Here is a 16768-nt window from a genome sequence, read left to right on the forward strand (position 1 = left end):
AAAAACATCAGGCAGCCCCCTCGACGGTCAGTTGCGAATCGACGATCTGCGCGTAGGTGGGGCTGGTGGCCAGCAGTTCTTCGTGCGTGCCGACGGCTTCGACCAGGCCCGCCTCGAGCACCACGATCGTCTCCGCGGTGCGGATGCTGGACACCCGCTGAGCGACGATCACCTGGGTGGCGTCCCCGATCTCGCCTGCCAGCGCGGTGCGCAAAGCCGCCTCGGTGGCGTTGTCCAGTGCGGAGAACGCGTCATCGAAGAGGTAGATCCGTGGCCGCGCCAGCAGCGTCCTTGCGATCGCCAGCCGCTGGCGCTGACCGCCGGACACGGTGCCGCCGCCCTGCCCGATCACCGTGTCCAGCCCGTCCGGCATGGCCATGACGAACTCGGCGGCCTGCGCGACCTCCAGTGCGTGCCACAGCTGCCCGTCGTCGGCGGACGGGTTGCCGTAGCGCAGATTGCCCGCGACCGTGCCGGCGAACAGGTAGGCCCGCTGGGGCACCAGCCCGACCTGCTCGGCTACATCGCTCCTGGCCAGGTTCCGCACGTCGGTGCCGTCGATGCGCACGGCGCCGTGGTCGGCATCGAGCAGCCGGGAGATCAGGTTGACCAGGGTCGTCTTGCCGCTACCGGTCGAGCCGATGATCGCGGTGGTCCGGCCGGGTCGGGCGGACAGGCTCACCCCGCGCAGGACGGGATACTCGGCACCCGGATAGCCGAACGTGACGTCGGCGACTTCCAGGTTCCCCCGCCGGTGCTCGATCCGGACGGGCGTGGCGGGTTCACCGACACTCGGTTCGGTGGCCAGCACCTCGGCGATCCGGCCGGCACTCACCCTCGCCCGCGGCGCCAGCACGAACACACCGGTCGCCATCGAGACCGCGCCCAGAATCTGGGTCAGGTAGGTCAGGAACGCGATCAGCGCGCCCAGCCGGAGTTCGCCATCCACGATCCGGTGCCCGCCGATCGCCAGCACCGCGACCGACGCCAGGTTCGCGATCAGCATCGATGTGGCACCGAAAAACGCCTGCACCCGGCCCAGCCGGATGCCGACCCGCATCAGGTCGGTGTTCGCGTCGGCGAACCGGCGCCGCTCGTTCGCGTCGCGGACGAATGCCCGGATCACGCGGATGCCGGTGATCTGCTCGCGCATCACCCGGTTGACCACGTCCATGTACCGTTGCAGCCGCTGTGAGGCAGGCACCATCTGCCGGATGAGCAACCCGATCGTCACCACCATGACCGGCACCACGACCAGCAGCACCAGCGAAGACTTCACGTCTTGCCGCACTGCCAGCAAGATCCCGCCGGTCGCGACGAACGGTGCGGTCAGCAGCAGGGTCAGCATGGTGAACACCAGCAACTGCACCTGATGGACGTCGTTGGTGCTGCGGGTCAGCAACGACGAAGCGCCGAACCGGCCCATCTCCTTGGCGGAAAAGCCCGACACCCGGTCGAACAGCGCGACCCGCAGGTCCGCGCCCAGCCCCATCGCGACCCGCGCGCTCAGATACACCGCGCCGCCCGCACAGCCGACCTGCGCCAGTGTCATGGCCAGCATGATCCCGCCGTGTCCCAGTATGTAACCGCCATTGCCGGTGAGCACACCGTAGTCGATCACGTCGGCGTTGAGTGTCGGCAAATACAGCAGCGCCAGCGCCTGCCCGGCCTGGAGCACGGCGATCGCGAGGATCAGCTTGCGGTAGGGGCCCAACCGGGGACGCAGCAGAGCCGGCAATGACAGCGGCGACGGCAGCGACGAGGATTCGGCGGGTGCGGTCATAACGCGACAATAGCGCAAATAGTGTCAAACAATTTCCTCACCCCTGATTATTGGCAATCCGAAGATATTGTGATGACCTCGTGTTCCGGCCGCCGCCCCATTCCCAACAGTGTCGTCAGCCCCGCTCAGGTCCGCGATCAGCTGCGACGCCCCGGATGTCGGACACTCTCGCGGCTTGTCGCCGTCCACCCGCTGCAGGACGACGCGAGGTGCCGTCGCGGTGCCCTTGTGCGCGTCTTCCGAACGATGCCCGAGCATGGCCGCTCGGGCATCCCCCGATCGAATAGCGCGGGCGTACCACCAACTTGCAGGATGCCCAGCCGGGCGTCGGGCCTCTACCGTTTGCGAAACGGCATCGCAGCGCGCCGGCCTCCGCGCCGGCGGATCGCGCGCATTTCGGCACGGAAGGGAAACGACCCATGACCGCCACCGAGGAATCCGCGACGGAAACCGTGGCTTTTCCGCAGGACCGGACCTGCCCGTACCTTCCGCCGCCGCGTTACCGGGAGCTGGCGAAGCAGGGTCCGGTGAGCAGGGTCGGGCTGTGGGACGGCCGCGAGGCCTGGGCGGTCACCAGCTATGCGCTGGCTCGCCAGTTGCTGGTCGACCCCCGGCTCTCCGTCGACCGCCGGAACCCGGGGTTCCCCGCGAGGGGTGCGTACGTGTTCGGGACCGGCGAGCGCAGCACGCCGGCACTGGTGGGTGCCGACGACCCGGCGCACAAGGTCCACCGTGGGATGCTGATCTCCGCCTTCACCATCAAGCGGATCGTCGCCATGCGCCCGCTCATCCAGGAGTTCACCGACCGGGTGCTCGACGCCGTGATCGAGAAGGGCCCTCCCGCGGAGCTGGTCACCGACTTCGCGATGCCGCTGCCGTCGATGGTGATGTGCCAAGTGCTCGGCGTGCCTTACGACGACCACGACTTCTTCGAGGAGCAGATCACCCTGTTGCTGGGCGAGCAGCGTCCGCAGGGACCCATGAGAGAACTCCAGACCTACATCGGCGACCTGATCGGAAAGAATCAGCACCGGCTGAGCGAAGGGCTGTTCAAGGACCTCGCCACCACCCCCGAGAGCCGTGGGATGACGCGCGAGGAGCTGGTCGACCTGATCCTGGTCCTGCTGGGGGCCGGCCATTCGACCACCTCCAACATGCTCTCGACCACCATCTACACCCTGCTGCGACACCCTGAGCAACGTGCCGAGCTCCAAGCGGATCCCTCGTTGATGCCCGCCGCCATCGAGGAGCTGCTGCGGTACCTCAGCATCGCCGACGGGATGGGGCGAGTGGCGACGGCGGACATCGAGATCGCGGGCATCACCATCCGCGAGGGCGACGGCGTGGTCTTCCTGACGTCGGTGATCAACCGCGACGAGAGCGTCCACGACCGGCCGGACGAACTGGACTGGCACCACTCCACGCGGGAACACATCGGATTCGGCTTCGGCGCTCACCAGTGCCTTGGGCAGAACCTGGCCCGCGTCACCATGGACATCGGCCTCCGCAGCCTGTTCGCCCGGCTGCCCGGCCTGCGTCTGGCGGCCGCGCCGGAGGATGTCCCCTTCAAACCGGGAATCGCCATCCAGGGCATGAACGAACTGCCGGTCACCTGGTGAGGACCGGTTCGCAGGAAGTCATCGGCGGCGGCTGAGGTTGCGGCAGCAAGGCGCGTCGAAATGCTCGTCCACAAGCACATCCCGGCAGGCTCGACCGTGGTGATCTCCCTGCTGGCCGTCATCCGGGACGAACAGCACTGGCCGGACCCGGGAGTGCTGAACCTGACCCGCCCGCGGAGCCCGCACCTGGCGGTCGGCCACGGCGTCCACCAGTGCCTCGGCCGGCAGCCGGCGCGGATGGAGCTGACGGTGGGCTACACCGAACTGCTGCGCCGCCTGCCCGATCTTTGCCTCGCCATACCACCAGAGGAGGTCCCGTTGCACACGGACATGATCACCTACGGCGTGTACTCGCCGCCGACCACCCGGGACGCGGCATGAAGGTATCCGCGGACCAGGCCGCCTGCGTCGGTGCGGGCCTGTGCGTGCTGCGCCTGCCCGAGATGTTCGATCAGCGCGAGGACACCGGCGTGGTGGTGCTCCGGCAGACCGAATCGGGGCCGGAGCCCGAGGTCGAAGCAGCTGTGCTCGAGGCGGTCGAGCTTTGCCCGGCCAGGGCGCTGCGGGTCGATCGCTGAGGGGCGCCCGATCTGAACCGCTCCCCGGAAGTGGGACTGGGAATCCAGTTCCGACTCTCCGGGGAGCGGTTTGGTGTATCCAGGAAGTTCGTCGTCTGAGCAGCAGCGGGAGACCGCTGTCGCGTTGTTCGAGGCCAGGTACGGCGAGAAGGTGATCGCGGCCAACGTGCTCGACGCCAGTTCACCGCACCGGCCCCCGGACACCAAATGGGCCACCGACGTGACCGAGTTCCGGGTCGGCGACCACAAGGTCTCCCTGTTCCCGGTGATCGACCTGTTCGACCGGTCCGTGATCGCCTACAGCCACGGCCGAATACCGGGCTCAGGCCCTCAAGCTCCAACCTTCACTTGACCAGTCCCGCTTCCGGGGACCAGTTCAATCCCCCGCCCTCGAGTGGGTCAGTGCCCGTCGTGGCCGGAGTTCATGGAAGGCATGGCGGACATCGAATGCCCGCCATGGCCGGACCCGCCCGAGCGCATGTGGAACCGGGCCACCTCGGGCGGGCGCACGACGAAGGGCCGCATCATGCCTTCGTCTTCGTGGTCGAGGACGTGGCAGTGGTACATGAACTCACCGGTTCCGCCGTCGAACCGGCCGGCGACGGTGATCCACTCGCCCTGCCGCAGGATGAAGGTGTCCTTCCAGCCTTCCTCGTATTTCTCGATCGGCAGGCCGTCACCAGGTGCGGGCAGCGGCGTGGTGGTGCCGCCGGTCGCGATGTCGAAGGGCTTCAGATCGCCGATCGCCCGCCGGTTCAGCAGCTGGAACCGCGCCACGTGGATGTGCATCGGGTGCGGGGTCCCGCCGAGGTGGATCAGGTTCCACACCACCCAGCGGCCCCGGTCGACGAAGATCGTCGTCGTGTCGTCGAACAGGCGAGCGACCTTGCGGAACGTCCGGACCATTCCCATCGCCGGGTCGGTGAGCTGGATGATCCCCTCCGCCGGGAACTTCGCCGGCAGCGCGCCGGGGTCGGTGATCTCTTGCAGCTCCCACATTTCCGGGTGCGGCCTGCCGGACACCCCCGGCGGGGTCATCGCGACGAACACCTCGTCGTGGTCTTCCGGCACGGTCGTACCGGGCGCCAGCCGGACATACGATGGGGACAGCCGAGCCGGCGGGGAGAACGAGTCGTTGCGGGCGCGGCCCTCGACGCGGAACTCCATGATGTCGGGCTCGACCGTGGCGCCGGTGTTGACCAGGCGCAAGCGCTGGCCCGGGAACCGGCTGAAGTCGATCAGCAGGTCGGCCCGCTCGGCCGGGGTGAGGGTCAGCCCGTCCGCCGGCATCGGCGCCGGAGCGGGCAGCAGTCCGGCATCGGTGCCGGCGATCCGGACCGCGTCGTTGTGCACGGTGCCCGCCTCGTCGACGAGGTTGAGGCGGAAGAACCGGGAGTTCGCCGCGTTGAGCACGCGGAAGCGGTACCAGCGCGTCTCGACATCGAGGTGGGGCCAGATGACTCCATTGACGACAGTGAACGGGCCGGTGACGGGGGCCGACGTGCCGCTCGCGGGCAGGTACTGGAACTTGAACAGCAGCTGACCGGTGAGCGCGCCGGTCGCCGGGTCGGTGTCGAGGTTGCGGTCGGCGATGATCAGCGGGACCTCGTGGTCACCGCCCGGGAGTCCGAGCGCGGCCTCCTCGTCGTCGCGCACGAGGTACATCCCGGCGAGGCCCGCGTACACGTTGAAGCGCGTCACGGCCATCGCGTGGTCGTGGTACCAGAGAGCCGTCGCGGGCTGGCCGTTCGGGTACTCGGTCAGCTGAGTGCCGCCCGACAGCATGCCGTTGTGCGCCCAGCCGTCGTTGCCGCCGTTGGTCACCGCGCCGTGCAGGTGCACGACGTTCCATGGCGACACCGTCGATCAGCTCCACACCGGGCGCCACGCTGCCGTCCTGGTTGCGGTAGCCGGGCAGGTTCGCCGGCGTCGGCTGTGCGAACGGCGCGCGCACGGCCACGAGCGGGACGGTGCCCTGTAGCTCGTTGGTCCACGCGACCCGTAGCCGCCTGCCGCTTCGCACCTCGACGGTCGGGCCGGGGAACTGTCCCTGGTAGGTCCACAGTGTGGTCTCGGGCAGCTGGGAGTGCAGCCGGACCCGCGCGTTGGTCATCGTGATCGTCAGTTCGTCCCGATACCGCCGCGAATATGCCTGGAGCACTGGCGGAATCCTCAACGGGTCGAGGAACTTGGTGAGACCGAAGTTCGGCGCCGGGAGCTGTACCGCCTGTATCGACCGCCTTGGCCGGCCGCCGCCGGTCGCCGGCAAGGTCGCCGCCCCCGGTGCGCTCGAACCGAGCAAGCCCACGCCCGCCACGACGCCCGCGGAACCGAGCACGGCGGAGGTGAGGAAGATGCGACGATCGACGGAGCCGTCCATCAGTATTTCTCCTGCTTCATCTCGGGGGACTACACCCGTTGTGCGGCCACGGTTCACCGTCTGGGTCGCGGGTTTCGCCGATCAGGCTGCGGGGCCGGTCACCACAGCTTGTGCAGGCCGCGGAACGAGTCCTCGTCGAACATGGACGGCCGGTCGACCGGTGCGGCGAACGGGATTCCCGGCAGCACCGTGCGCGCGTCCATGTTGACCAGCTTCCTGAGCTCGGCGAACCAGCTGCGAAACGATGGTGTCGGGACCGGTGCCCGGTCCTGCGTGTTGGCCGACTCCGTGAACCGGCGCAGCAGATCGTCGTCGGTCGTGGTCAGCAGCCCGGCAGCGGACATCGGTACGCCTCAGCCGTCAAACTCCGCCACCCATACCCCAAGAGTCAGCCGCGACAACCTGCTAGTTCGTGAAGTCTGCCTTGTGGTCCACTGCCCACTCGGCGAAGGTTCGGGCCGGCTTGCCAAGGACCTTCTCGACAGTGCCGTCGATCTCGACAGGCCCTTCGAGTGCTTCCACGTAGTAGCGGATCCTGGTCTCGATGATCTCCGGTGCGGCTGTCGGTTCGATCACTCCGCTCTGGATGAGTTCTTGAAGGCGGGGCTTGAACCGTTGGCGGAGCTCCACGCGCACGTCATCGCCTGTGATGTCGTCGAACGCCAGGTCGCGGCCGATCGCCTTGCCGATGAGGGCGACCTGCTCGCCCTGGGTGATGCTGTCGCCGCCGGTGATGTGGTACTTCGCCCCGGAGTGGCCGTCCTGGAGCAGGGCGCAGGTGCTCACCTCGGCGATGTCCCGCTCATGGATGGCCGACACGTACGAGTGTGCGTAGTGGAGCCGCACCGGCGCTCCGGCCTTGATGGACTGGGCCCACTGCAAGGAGTTCGCCGCGAACAGGCCCGGCCGCACGAACGTCCACGACAGGCCGGACCGCTCGATCGACTCCTCGGCGGCCAGATGCCACCGCGCGATCCAGTGGTCCGCGTCGCGACCGGCGACGGCCAACGAGGACAGGAGTACGACGTGCTTGACGCCGGCGGACTTCGCGGCCGCCATGATTCCATCGATGGCCGAGGGCTGGGTGTACAGAAAGACCTTGTCCACGCCTTGAAGTGCTTGCTCGAACGTCTTCGGGTCGGTGAGATCCGCTCTGCGGACATCGACCTCCGCCGGCAGGTCGAGCGACTCGGGATTACGGGAGGTCGCCCGCACGTCCGTTCCCGCCTGTACCAGCAGGTCTACGACGTTACGGCCGACATTGCCGGTCGCGCCGGTCACCAAGATCGTCATGATTCTCCTGCCTGGATCGCTTTTTCCGGTTCGTCAAGCACGATTGGGCCTGCCTACCAGGAAACGGTAGCTCGTGCAGCACCTGGAAGGCCGCCGGGGGATTGAACGGGATGTCCTCCGCCGGAGTCGCGAGACGCAGGCCCGGCAACCGTTCTGCCCGAGGCACTCGTGGGCGCCGAACCCGAACGAGATGTGGTCTCGGACGGAACCGCGGTGCCGGCTCAGGGAGTTCGGCTCCTCGCAGACGTCCTCGTCGCGGTTGATGGGCGAGGTCATGAAGAAGACGCCGTCGCCCTTGCGAATTGTGGTCCCCTCCACCTCGGTCGGCTCTCAACTCGGCGAGCGGCTCGGCGTTCCGGAGCAGGGTGAACCTGCCGAGCGAGATCGTCGTCGCCGTGGTGCCGTGGCCGCCCGCAACCGGCAAGACCATCGTCGCGAGCAACTCTTCGTGGTCGACGTCGTCCGTGGCGCCGTGCTCGGCGAGCAGGTCGTCGAGCACCCCCTCGCCCGGGTTCCGCTGCTTCTCCGCGATCAGCTTGCCCATGTAGGCCTTGAGCTCGTCGAAGGCCGCGTTGGAGTCTGACCGAACGCGATCTGCGGGCGCCGTTCTCGATCATGCGGACCACACCGGTGCCGATGGTCCCGCCGATCCGGACGCGCTCGCCGCGCTGGTACATCCACGGTTCCAGCAGGCTCGGCGAGTTGCCCGGGATCCACCGCATCGAATCCGGCACGCGCTCCAGGCCGACGCTCGCGATGATCTGCCGCGCGGACAGGTCCGGGTCCGTGCCCCGCACGGCGGACAGCCCGACCTCCGTGATGGCCTTGACCATCCCGTTCATCGCGGCGGTCGTCATCACCTGATGCCCCACGTTGCGCAGCGCGGTGGCGAGCGGGACGTGCGTGAAAATCGTTGACGGGGCGACCCCGGCGAGAATGATGATCTTCAAGGGTCCTCCTGGCCGTAGTGCAGTAGTACAGCGTCACCTGCGAAACCTGCGGGCTCGTCGAACAGCGCTTCCCCGCATGGTCCGGGCGTCAGACTCGCCGACGTCGCTCGGCGGGGACCATCACCAATGCGAGTAGTCCGGGACACGTACCAGATCGAGGGATACCGCCTGCCCGGTTGGACGGGCCACGCTCTGCTGGTCGAAAGCGAGAGGCCCATGACAAAGACCGATGTGGTGATTGCCGGCGCCGGGCCGACGGGGTTGATGCTGGCCTGCGAACTGCGGCTGCACGGCGTCGAAGTGCTGGTGCTGGACAAGCTCGAGGCCCGCTCCGGTGAGTCACGGGCGAGCGGGCTGCACGCACGCACGCTGGAACTGCTGGATCAGCGGGGTATCCTCGACCCGTACCTTGCCGAGGGCACGACGGTGCCTGCCGGGCTTTTCGCCAAGCAACTGCTGGACTTCAGCAAACTCGAGACCCGCCACCCATTCACGTTGACGCTGCTGCAGAACAGGGTCGAGGTCCTGCTCGAACAGCGTGGCGCCGAGCTTGGCGCGTCGGTGCGCTGGTCGTCCGAAGTGGTCGGTCTGCGGCAGGACGCGGCAGGCGTGGAGGTCGACGTGCGCGGGCCGGACGGCTCGGTGTCGACTGTGCGGGCGAAGTACGTGGTGGGTTGCGACGGCGGCCGCAGCGCGGTCCGCAAGCTCGCGGGAATCGACTTCCCCGGCACCCCGGCCACCCTGACCTCCTGGCTCGGTGACGTCGAGATGACCGATCCGCCCGACGGACCGACGGTGCTCACCGGGGAGAGCGGCAACGTCTCGATCCTGGGTTACGAGCCAGGCTGGTACCGCGTGTTCACGACCGAGTACGACCGGGTGACTGCCCGGGATGAACCCGTGACGTTCGAGCTGTTGCGGGACGCGACGGTCCGGATCGCCGGCAAGGACTTCGGCATGAACAGTCCCCGCTGGCTCTCCCGCATCGGTGATGCGGCGCGGCTGGCCGCCAGTTTCCGGCAGGGCCGGGTGCTGCTCGCCGGGGACGCCGCACACATCCACTTCCCGGCCGGCGGTCAGGGCATGAGTCTTGGCATGCAGGACGCGGTCAACCTCGGGTGGAAACTCGCCACGGTGATCCACCGTCACGCGCCCGATGACCTGCTCGACAGCTACCACAGTGAACGGTATCCGGTGGCCGAACGCGTACTGCAGAACACGCGTGCGCAAATCGCGCTGGCCCGCCCCGGCGCACACGCCGGCGCACTCCGGGAGTTGTTCGCCGACCTCGTCGCAGTCGGCGAGGTGAACCACCTGCTGGCAGGCATGATCACCGCACTGGACGTTCGCTACCCGCTCGGCGAGGCGCATCCACTGTGCGGCTACCGGTTCCCCGACCTCGACCTGACCGTGCCCAGCGGCGATATCCGGCTGTTCAGCCTGCTGCACAAGGCGCGGCCGCTGCTGCTCAACCTGTCCGGCGACGCGGTGGTCTCCGCGGAGGTGACCGCCGCCGCCAAGGCGTGGGCCGACCGCCTCGACGTCGTCGACGCCCGCCGCGCCGACCGGGCCCGTGCCGCCGGCGCCGATGGTGAGATCCCGTCGCCTGCCGCGGTCCTGCTCAGGCCCGACGGGTACACCGCCTGGGTGGCGTCCGACGGCGAAGCTCCCGACATCGTGGCACTGGAGGCCGCGCTCACCACCTGGGCCGGCCCTGCCGACCAATAGCCGACCTGGGCCGCGGGTCTACCGCGTCGCCGGTCACCTCGCGGTGGCCGGCACGGACCACCGTTCGCTCACCACCCCGGCGCATGCCGCCGTGGCGTTCCGGTGCCTCGAGCAACGCGGTCAGCTCACTCATCCGGTAGCTCGTGGTCCGGCCGTGGCCGTTTTCCACGCCACCGTCCCGCAGTCCCACGGGAGCCACAGCGACGACGACGCCGCTGTGGCTGTCCCGGTGTAGGGCACGGTTCTCCCGCCTCGACCGGACGAACTCGGCCCGCTCATCGCTGCTCAGCCCACCGTCGGTGCTGGTCCCGGCGTCCCGTTCCGCCTGCGCGATCCACGCCCGCACGGCCGTCTCGGTCAGGTCGAAGTCCTTCGCGACCTGCCCGGCCGAGCGGTCACCACGCCGGCCCAGCTCGACGATCTCAGCCTTGAACTCCCGCGTGAACGAACGCCGAGCCCGAGGCTTCCCACCGAAGCGGTCATCATGGCCTGACGCCCGGCGTTGCGCAGGGCGGTCGCGAGCGGGACGTGACCGAAGATCGTCGACGGGACGACCGGCCAGAATGGCGACCTTCAAAGACTGGGTAATCTGCGGCCACTCCAGCCGCTGTGCCGGCCGTGACCACCCGCTGCCGTCGGCGCCGTCATGTCGCTGTCGACGGATTGTCGACCGATTGTCGACCGACCTTGTCATGGTTGGGGGGATTCATCGCGGGCCGCAGACCTTGTGCGGTGGCCACGGTGACCCTCACAGCCAGGAGGAACAGCGTTGGGAGTCCAGGTTGGGCGGGGAGCTGCCGACGTCGTGCCGGACGCCATCGGCGACGCCGAGCCTGCCGCCTGCCGCCGTCCGGATCGCCTCGCACAAGGCCACCGACGGTTGTTTCCTCGACATTCCTGGTTCACCCGACCGAGTTGGTTTGTTCCTGGGGGGACCGAAATGAACATCACAAATGGTCACGATCCTTTTCTGGATTCATGTGAGACCGCCGACCTTTTCCGGCGCTCCGCTTTCTTGTGGCTCAACGGGCGGCTCGACGCGGGATTACGCTATGCCGCGGCGGCGGTTGACGTCAAATGCGAAGAGAACCACGAGTATTGTGAATTGACTCCCTTTTGGCACATCGCGTTGCTGATCAAAGCCAGGGAATTCGATGCGGGTCGGCGGGTGCTCAATTCCATCGAAATACAAAGGGGGAAAACGGGATCCCAGCGCGTGACCGCGACATCGCACACTGTCCGCGGTGAGCTGCTGTTCGCCATGGGCCGGGTCGACGAAGGTATCGCCGAGATCGGCGTCGGGCTGCGGATCGCGGAGCGGTGCGGTATCCGGGCTTTGCTGCCGAATGGCTATGTCGTGATGGCACTCGGTGCACTCCGCCGAGCTGACATGAGGACCTGTCTCCACTATGTGGACAAGCTGACAAGGGAGGCTTTGCTGGGCTATTTCGGGCAGGCCGCGGGGGCATGGGTGACCGCTCTGGCCATGGAGGCCCGTAGCGGCGTGGAGTGCGCGGCCGGTCTCATCGACGGGATCGTCATGAACCCCGTCGTTCTTCGCCAGCTTCTGGTGTCGGAGCCGGCGGCGGCTTCGTGGCTGGTTCGTGCGGCAGGCAAACTGGGTGCCCGCGACGTGGGGAAGGTGCTGGTCTCGGCGGCCTCTGCCGCGTCCGCCAGTCACTCGCGGCTGAGCGTGGTACGAGCGTCGGCGTTGCATGCCGCAGGACTGCTGGAGGAAGACGCCGGCAAGTTGTGCGAAGCGTCAGCGCTCCACCCTGATCGATGGTGCGGGGCGTCCGCGCGGGAAAACCTGGCCGACCTGCTGGCCAAGCGGGGCTCGGAACAGGGCGACGCGATTCGTACCCTGGAATCGGCCTTGGGCACATATACGGCGGTTGGCGCTACGCGAGACGCTTCACGGGTGGTGAACAAGCTGCGTGAATTCGGTGTGCGGCGCGGTGCGACTCGCACCGTGGGACGTGAACGAATTCTGCTGAACGGACTCACCAGCACCGAGTTCGCCGTCGCGGAACTGGTGAGCCAAGGGCACACCAACAACGACGTCGGCAGGCAGTTGTTCATTTCTCGGCACACGGTGGCATTCCATCTGAAGAAGGTGTACCAGAAAATGAATGTCGCTTCCCGTGTCGAGCTGGCGGCCAACTGGAAAGCAATGCGATGAGGTTGCGCGATGCGGTGAGGTGATCTTGGCGAGGGTCAGGTGCTTTTTCACCCTGACCAGCAGTAACCTTGTCGTCGTCACCCATGCCAACGACAGCGGGTCGACAGAAAACGGGTCGCCAAGGCCGCCTCGGGGCGCTTGGGGGCAGGACGAAAGCGGGCTCCACCCACACCGCCTGGGGGTGAACGGTGTGGGTGGAGCCGAGTGAGGTCCGCGTCAGGCGACGAAACGGGTGATCGAGTCCGCCAGGGACTCGGCGTCGACGCCGAACAGGCGGTCGTGTTCCTCCGCCGTGCCGTAGACGCGGGCCTCGCGGTCCCGCCACGTGCCGAACGAGCGGAGGCGGTGCGGGACGTCCGCCAGCGCCTCGGTGACCTCGAACGCCGACGTGCCGCGCAGGTACGGCTCCACCAGCACCACGTTGGGCGCCGAGGCCGCCACCGCCGCGCGCAGGCCCGCGTGGTCGAACGGGCGGACCGTCGACGCGTACAGCACCGTCACGTCCGCCGTCTCGGTGGCCGCCAGGACCTGGTCCAGGACCGGGCCGACCGCGATCACCACGCCCGACCGGCCCTGGCGCAGGACCGTGAACTTGTCCGAGACCGGCACCGCCTCGCTGTTGGCCCGTTCGGACAGCCGGACGTAGACGCGGTTGTCCCCGGCGATGGCCTGGCTCAGCAGCGGGGCGACCTCGTCCTCGTGGCCCGGGACGTGCACCGTCCAGCCCGGCAGTGTGTCCAGCAGGGCCACGTCGCCGGGGGCCTGGTGGGTGCGGCCCCACGACGGGTCGTCGTAGGAAGCGCCCACGCTGACCAGCACCGCGCCGACGTCCTGGTGGCCGAGGCCGATCTTGAGCTGCTCGAACGGCCGCTCGATGAGGAACGGCGCGTAGGTGTGCACCACCGGCCGCTGCCCGGCCAGCGCGAAGCCGCCGGCGATGTCGATCATCGCCTGCTCGCGGATGCCGAAGTTGTGCACGCGGTCCGGGAACTCCTTCTTCACGTCCCAGAAGAACCACGACGAGATGTCGGCGGTCAGCATGACCACCCTCGGATCCGTGGCCAGCGACTCGATCACCGTCTCGGCGAAGACGGTCCGCATCTGCTTCCTGGTCACCTGGGCGGTCATGCGCTGCTCCCTTCCGCGAGCGGGAGGATCTCCGCGACGACGGCCCGCGGCCGCCCGTCGGTCTCCCCGGTCAGCGCCTTCTCCAGCGCGTCGTGGTCGCGGCCGTCGACCGTGGTGGCGGACCAGCCCTCCATTTCGAAGCGCCCGGCGATGCCGCCCGGCCAGCCGAGGCTCGCCGTCTTGTTGTCGATGACGATCGCGGTGAGGCTGCCGAGCCCGAGCCGCCCGGCGATCGCCATCGTCTCGTGGTTGCTGCCCTCGTCGAATTCGCCGTCGCCCATCAGGACGAACACGCGGGCGTCGCGGCCCTGGGCGCGCAGCCCGAGCGCGGTGCCCACGCCGAGCGGGAGCCCGTGGCCGAGCGAGCCGCTGCTGATCTCCACGCCGGGCGCCAGGTTGCGGTCCGGGTGCATGCCGAGCGGCGAGCCGAACTGCCGCCAGGTGTCCAGCGTTTCCGGCTCCATGAAGCCCTTCGCGGCGAGGACCGCGTAGTAGGCCATCGGGCCGTGTCCCTTGGAGAGGTAGAACCGGTCCCGGTCGGGGTCGTCGATGTTCGACGGCGACACGTTGAGCACGCGTTCGTAGAGCACCCAGATCGCGTGCAGCGTCGACGCGGCGGCCCACCCGTGCTTCTCGTCCCCCGTCATCCGGCCGAACAAGCCACGGAGGTTCTCTTCGGTCATCTGCATGGTTTCGGGTTTCCTCAATCGGGCTTGCGCGCGGTCAGGAGGACGTACCCCAGCGACGGTTCTTCGCTGAACGCGCGGAACCGGCCGAGGGTGACCTCGAACTGGGCGGCCTCGATGTGCTGCAGGGCCTGCTCCCGCAGTTCCTCGAACCGCTCCGCCGCCTTGGCCCACGACGGCCGCGTGTACTGGCTGACGTCCTCGGTGGTTTCGGCCTCGAGCCCCGCCTCGCGGAGGTGGGCCACGTACTCGTCGAGCGAGACGACCGCCACCACGCCCTTGCCGACCTCGCGGACGCGCTCGGCGTCGGCTTCCAGTCCGGCGGGGCTCGGGACGAGCAGGAAGTCGCCGAGGGCCAGGCGCCCGCCCGGCCGCAGCACCCGGGCCGCCTGGCGGATCACGTGCCAGCGGTCCGGCATGTGGTGCAGGGACTCCAGTGCCCAGACGATGTCGAACGACCCGTCCGGGTACGGCAGGTCCATCGCGTCGGCGTACTCGAAGACCACCCGGTCGTCGACGTCGGCCTTGTAGGCGCGCTCGTTCGCGCGCTCCACCTGCTTCTCGCTGATCGAGATGCCGGTGACCATGATGTCGTTCGCCACGGCCATCCGGATCGCCGGCTCGCCGTTGCCGCACCCGATGTCGAGCAACCGGTCGCCCGCGTGCAGGGACAGCATCCCCGCCAGTTTGTCGGTCAGCTTCGTGGTGGCCTCTTCCAGCGTTCCGCCGGACGGGTCGTCCCAGTAACCGTGGTGCAGATTTTCACCCCAGAGCTGGTCGAGCAGGTCCGCGAAAGCGTCGTAGCCCTTACCAATCTCGTTCGGAGTCGGCTTCGTCACCAGTACCCCTAAGCATCGTTTCGCGTGACCGCGTGTCGATCAACGCCTGGCCTGCAAGGTCTTCGGCGAGACTAGGTCAGGCCCGGCCCGCGGGGCATCCCCCGTTCTGATAGCGCCGGGGACGATCCTGGACTGTCCACAAGGGACACAACGACGAGTCCTATCAGGTTGGGGGATGCTCGACCGGCCGCCCTTCCCTACCGTCCGAACCCGGGGGCCGCGGCGTGCCCGCCCCACGCGAGCGGGATCGCCCGCGTGGCCGACGAGGAAGAGGATGGCCATGACCGCCACCGCCAAGCCTTCGGCCAAGCCGGTCGACCTGTTCTCACCGGAAGTGGTCGCCGACCCGTTCGGCTGGTACGCGCGGCTGCGCGAAGAGCCGTCGCCGGGCACCGGGACGCTGAACATCGGCACCATGATGGGCGGCCCGGACATGTGGCTGGCCACCCGCTACGAGGACGTGCTCACCGTCCTGACCGACCCGCGGTTCCTCACCAACCCCCCGGCCGACTCGCCGCTGGCGGACATCCGGGACGGCGTGTTCAAGGCGATGAACTTCCCCGAAGACCTGATCCCGTGGATGGCCAACAAGCTCAACACCGCCGACGGCGAGGACCACACGCGGCTGCGCAAGCTGGTCTCGTACGCGCTGACCGCGCGCCGCGTCAACGCGCTGCGCCCCCGCGTCGAAAAGATCACCGAGGACCTGCTCGACCGGATGGCGGAGCTGGGCGCGGACGGGTCGCCGGTCGACATCGTCGAGGAGTTCTGCTTCCCGCTGCCGGTCACGGTCATCTGCGAGCTGGTCGGCATCGACGAGCCCGACCGCGCGGCCTGGCACGCCTGGGGCAACGCGATGGCGACGATGGACGGCCCCAGCATCCCGCCCGCCCTGCGCCAGTGCATCGCCCTCTCGCGCGAGCTGATGGCCCGGCGGCGCGTCGAGCCGAAGGACGACCTGGTCACCGCGCTCGTGCAGGCCCAGGCCGAGGACCCGAGCCGGGTGTCCGACGACGAGATCGTCGGGATCCTGTTCAGCCTCGTCACGGCCGGGCACCAGACGACGACCTACCTGATCGGCAACTCGGTGCTCTTCCTGCTGGAGCACCCCGACCAGCTCGCGCGGCTGAAGGCCGAGCCGTCGCTGTGGGTGCAGGCCGTGCGCGAGCTGCAGCGCCTGGGCCCACTCCAGTTCACGCAGGCACGCTTCCCGTCGGAGGACGTCGAACTGGGCGGCGTCACGATCCCGCGCGGGACGCCGGTCGCGCCGCTGCTGCTGGCCGCCAACACCGACCCGCGCAAGTTCACCGAGCCGGAGAAGCTGATCATCGACCGGCTGTCCGTCACCAACGAAATGCACCTGTCCTTCGGCAAGGGCATCCACCGCTGCCTGGGCCAGCACCTCGCCTACCAGGAGGCCGAAGTGGCGCTGCACGGGCTGTTCACCCGGTTCCCGGACCTGGCCCTCGCCGTGCCGCGGGACGAGATCCCGTGGATCCTGCGGCCGGCGTTCACCCGGACCAAGACCCTCCCCCTGAAGCTCGTCTGAGCGCAGGGCATCAGGAAAGGCAGCCCGCCCGTGCACCGACCAGACGCCGAGAA

At 68.4% G+C, this 16768-nt stretch carries 17 protein-coding genes and 2 pseudogenes; 8 read left to right on the forward strand and 11 right to left on the reverse strand.

The annotated features are described in order from the left end of the window. Positions 1–7: 7 nt before the first annotated feature. A complete protein-coding gene (locus tag AB0M80_RS02680; RefSeq protein ID WP_364557814.1) occupies positions 8–1783 on the reverse strand; it encodes an ABC transporter ATP-binding protein in 1776 nt (591 codons plus the stop codon). A gap of 305 nt (positions 1784–2088) precedes the next feature. Here AB0M80_RS02680 and AB0M80_RS02685 point away from each other — a divergent pair, with 305 nt between their 5' ends. From AB0M80_RS02685 to AB0M80_RS02700, 4 genes are all read left to right on the forward strand, one after another. Then, the gene (locus AB0M80_RS02685) at positions 2089–3402 is read left to right on the forward strand and encodes a cytochrome P450 (RefSeq protein ID WP_364557816.1); all 1314 of its coding nucleotides are present in this window, start codon (positions 2089–2091) and stop codon (positions 3400–3402) included. A gap of 60 nt (positions 3403–3462) precedes the next feature. Continuing rightward, a complete protein-coding gene (locus AB0M80_RS02690; RefSeq protein WP_364557817.1) occupies positions 3463–3783 on the forward strand; it encodes a cytochrome P450 in 321 nt (106 codons plus the stop codon). Then, positions 3780–3980, forward strand: a complete 201-nt coding sequence (locus tag AB0M80_RS02695; RefSeq protein WP_364557819.1) for a ferredoxin — start codon at positions 3780–3782, stop codon at positions 3978–3980. The genes AB0M80_RS02690 and AB0M80_RS02695 overlap by 4 nt, the downstream gene beginning before the upstream one ends. A 73-nt stretch (positions 3981–4053) precedes the next feature. Next, positions 4054–4332, forward strand: coding sequence for a hypothetical protein (locus AB0M80_RS02700; protein WP_364558590.1), 279 nt, complete (start codon positions 4054–4056; stop codon positions 4330–4332). A 47-nt stretch (positions 4333–4379) separates the two neighbouring features. On the opposite strand, the gene AB0M80_RS02705 is transcribed toward AB0M80_RS02700, so the two are convergent. The 5 genes and pseudogenes from AB0M80_RS02705 to AB0M80_RS02725 form a co-directional block, all read right to left on the reverse strand. Next, positions 4380–5840: a multicopper oxidase domain-containing protein gene (locus AB0M80_RS02705; RefSeq protein ID WP_364557821.1), complete on the reverse strand. Its 1461-nt coding sequence runs from the start codon at positions 5838–5840 to the stop codon at positions 4380–4382. Between the two features lie 160 nt (positions 5841–6000). Continuing rightward, a pseudogene (locus tag AB0M80_RS02710) lies at positions 6001–6360 on the reverse strand (copper oxidase); the annotation flags it as partial. A gap of 98 nt (positions 6361–6458) precedes the next feature. Then, the gene (locus tag AB0M80_RS02715) at positions 6459–6704 is read right to left on the reverse strand and encodes a hypothetical protein (RefSeq protein WP_364557822.1); all 246 of its coding nucleotides are present in this window, start codon (positions 6702–6704) and stop codon (positions 6459–6461) included. A 61-nt stretch (positions 6705–6765) separates the two neighbouring features. Then, entirely contained in the window at positions 6766–7653 is an 888-nt protein-coding gene (locus AB0M80_RS02720; RefSeq protein WP_364557824.1) for an NAD(P)H-binding protein, read from the reverse strand. 33 nt (positions 7654–7686) lie between these two features. Next, on the reverse strand, positions 7687–7929 hold the full coding sequence (locus AB0M80_RS02725) for a hypothetical protein (RefSeq protein WP_364557826.1): 243 nt from the start codon (positions 7927–7929) through the stop codon (positions 7687–7689). Between AB0M80_RS02725 and AB0M80_RS02730 the strand changes: the two genes are divergently transcribed. Continuing rightward, the gene (locus tag AB0M80_RS02730; protein ID WP_364558592.1) at positions 7928–8236 is read left to right on the forward strand and encodes a hypothetical protein; all 309 of its coding nucleotides are present in this window, start codon (positions 7928–7930) and stop codon (positions 8234–8236) included. The genes AB0M80_RS02725 and AB0M80_RS02730 overlap by 2 nt on opposite strands. Before the next feature lie 205 nt (positions 8237–8441). Here AB0M80_RS02730 and AB0M80_RS02735 read toward each other — a convergent pair. Continuing rightward, a pseudogene (locus AB0M80_RS02735) lies at positions 8442–8510 on the reverse strand (hypothetical protein); the annotation flags it as partial. 219 nt (positions 8511–8729) lie between these two features. Between AB0M80_RS02735 and AB0M80_RS02740 the strand changes: the two are divergent. Further along, complete coding sequence (locus AB0M80_RS02740; RefSeq protein ID WP_364557828.1) at positions 8730–10331, forward strand: FAD-dependent monooxygenase; 1602 nt, start codon at positions 8730–8732, stop codon at positions 10329–10331. On the opposite strand, the gene AB0M80_RS02745 is transcribed toward AB0M80_RS02740, so the two are convergent. Beyond that, positions 10300–11025 (reverse strand): transposase, encoded by a 726-nt coding sequence (locus AB0M80_RS02745; protein ID WP_364557831.1) that lies wholly within the window; start codon positions 11023–11025, stop codon positions 10300–10302. The two genes, AB0M80_RS02740 and AB0M80_RS02745, sit on opposite strands and share 32 nt — an antisense overlap. Before the next feature lie 111 nt (positions 11026–11136). On the opposite strand from AB0M80_RS02745, the gene AB0M80_RS02750 reads away from it, so the two are divergent. Then, positions 11137–12513, forward strand: a complete 1377-nt coding sequence (locus AB0M80_RS02750) for a LuxR C-terminal-related transcriptional regulator (protein WP_364557834.1) — start codon at positions 11137–11139, stop codon at positions 12511–12513. Positions 12514–12729: 216 nt separating this feature from the next. Here AB0M80_RS02750 and AB0M80_RS02755 read toward each other — a convergent pair whose 3' ends face one another. From AB0M80_RS02755 to AB0M80_RS02765, 3 genes are read right to left on the reverse strand one after another with little or no spacing between them, the layout of a single operon-like run. Further along, entirely contained in the window at positions 12730–13641 is a 912-nt protein-coding gene (locus AB0M80_RS02755) for a transketolase (protein ID WP_364557836.1), read from the reverse strand. Next, positions 13638–14330 (reverse strand): thiamine pyrophosphate-dependent enzyme, encoded by a 693-nt coding sequence (locus AB0M80_RS02760; protein WP_364557838.1) that lies wholly within the window; start codon positions 14328–14330, stop codon positions 13638–13640. Before AB0M80_RS02760 ends, AB0M80_RS02755 begins: the two co-directional genes overlap by 4 nt. Before the next feature lie 14 nt (positions 14331–14344). Then, positions 14345–15166, reverse strand: a complete 822-nt coding sequence (locus tag AB0M80_RS02765; protein WP_364557841.1) for a methyltransferase domain-containing protein — start codon at positions 15164–15166, stop codon at positions 14345–14347. 274 nt (positions 15167–15440) lie between these two features. Between AB0M80_RS02765 and AB0M80_RS02770 the strand changes: the two genes are divergently transcribed. Then, entirely contained in the window at positions 15441–16715 is a 1275-nt protein-coding gene (locus AB0M80_RS02770) for a cytochrome P450 (RefSeq protein WP_364557844.1), read from the forward strand. Positions 16716–16768: the final 53 nt, after the last annotated feature.

It is taken from the genome of Amycolatopsis sp. NPDC051045 (assembly GCF_040682955.1).
Classification (GTDB): Bacteria; Actinomycetota; Actinomycetes; order Mycobacteriales; family Pseudonocardiaceae; genus Amycolatopsis.

Bases quoted from the DNA above. Each gene is read 5' to 3' on its own strand.
- AB0M80_RS02680 (WP_364557814.1), bottom strand. From the start codon at position 1,783: ATGACCGCACCCGCCGAATCCTCGTCGCTGCCGTCGCCGCTGTCATTG.
- AB0M80_RS02690 (WP_364557817.1), top strand. From the start codon at position 3,463: ATGCTCGTCCACAAGCACATCCCGGCAGGCTCGACCGTGGTGATCTCC.
- AB0M80_RS02695 (WP_364557819.1), top strand. From the start codon at position 3,780: ATGAAGGTATCCGCGGACCAGGCCGCCTGCGTCGGTGCGGGCCTGTGC.
- AB0M80_RS02715 (WP_364557822.1), bottom strand. From the start codon at position 6,704: ATGTCCGCTGCCGGGCTGCTGACCACGACCGACGACGATCTGCTGCGC.
- AB0M80_RS02720 (WP_364557824.1), bottom strand. From the start codon at position 7,653: ATGACGATCTTGGTGACCGGCGCGACCGGCAATGTCGGCCGTAACGTC.
- AB0M80_RS02730 (WP_364558592.1), top strand. From the start codon at position 7,928: ATGAAGAAGACGCCGTCGCCCTTGCGAATTGTGGTCCCCTCCACCTCG.
- AB0M80_RS02725 (WP_364557826.1), bottom strand. From the start codon at position 7,929: ATGACCTCGCCCATCAACCGCGACGAGGACGTCTGCGAGGAGCCGAAC.
- AB0M80_RS02740 (WP_364557828.1), top strand. From the start codon at position 8,730: ATGCGAGTAGTCCGGGACACGTACCAGATCGAGGGATACCGCCTGCCC.
- AB0M80_RS02745 (WP_364557831.1), bottom strand. From the start codon at position 11,025: ATGACAAGGTCGGTCGACAATCGGTCGACAATCCGTCGACAGCGACAT.
- AB0M80_RS02755 (WP_364557836.1), bottom strand. From the start codon at position 13,641: ATGACCGCCCAGGTGACCAGGAAGCAGATGCGGACCGTCTTCGCCGAG.
- AB0M80_RS02760 (WP_364557838.1), bottom strand. From the start codon at position 14,330: ATGCAGATGACCGAAGAGAACCTCCGTGGCTTGTTCGGCCGGATGACG.
- AB0M80_RS02770 (WP_364557844.1), top strand. From the start codon at position 15,441: ATGGCCATGACCGCCACCGCCAAGCCTTCGGCCAAGCCGGTCGACCTG.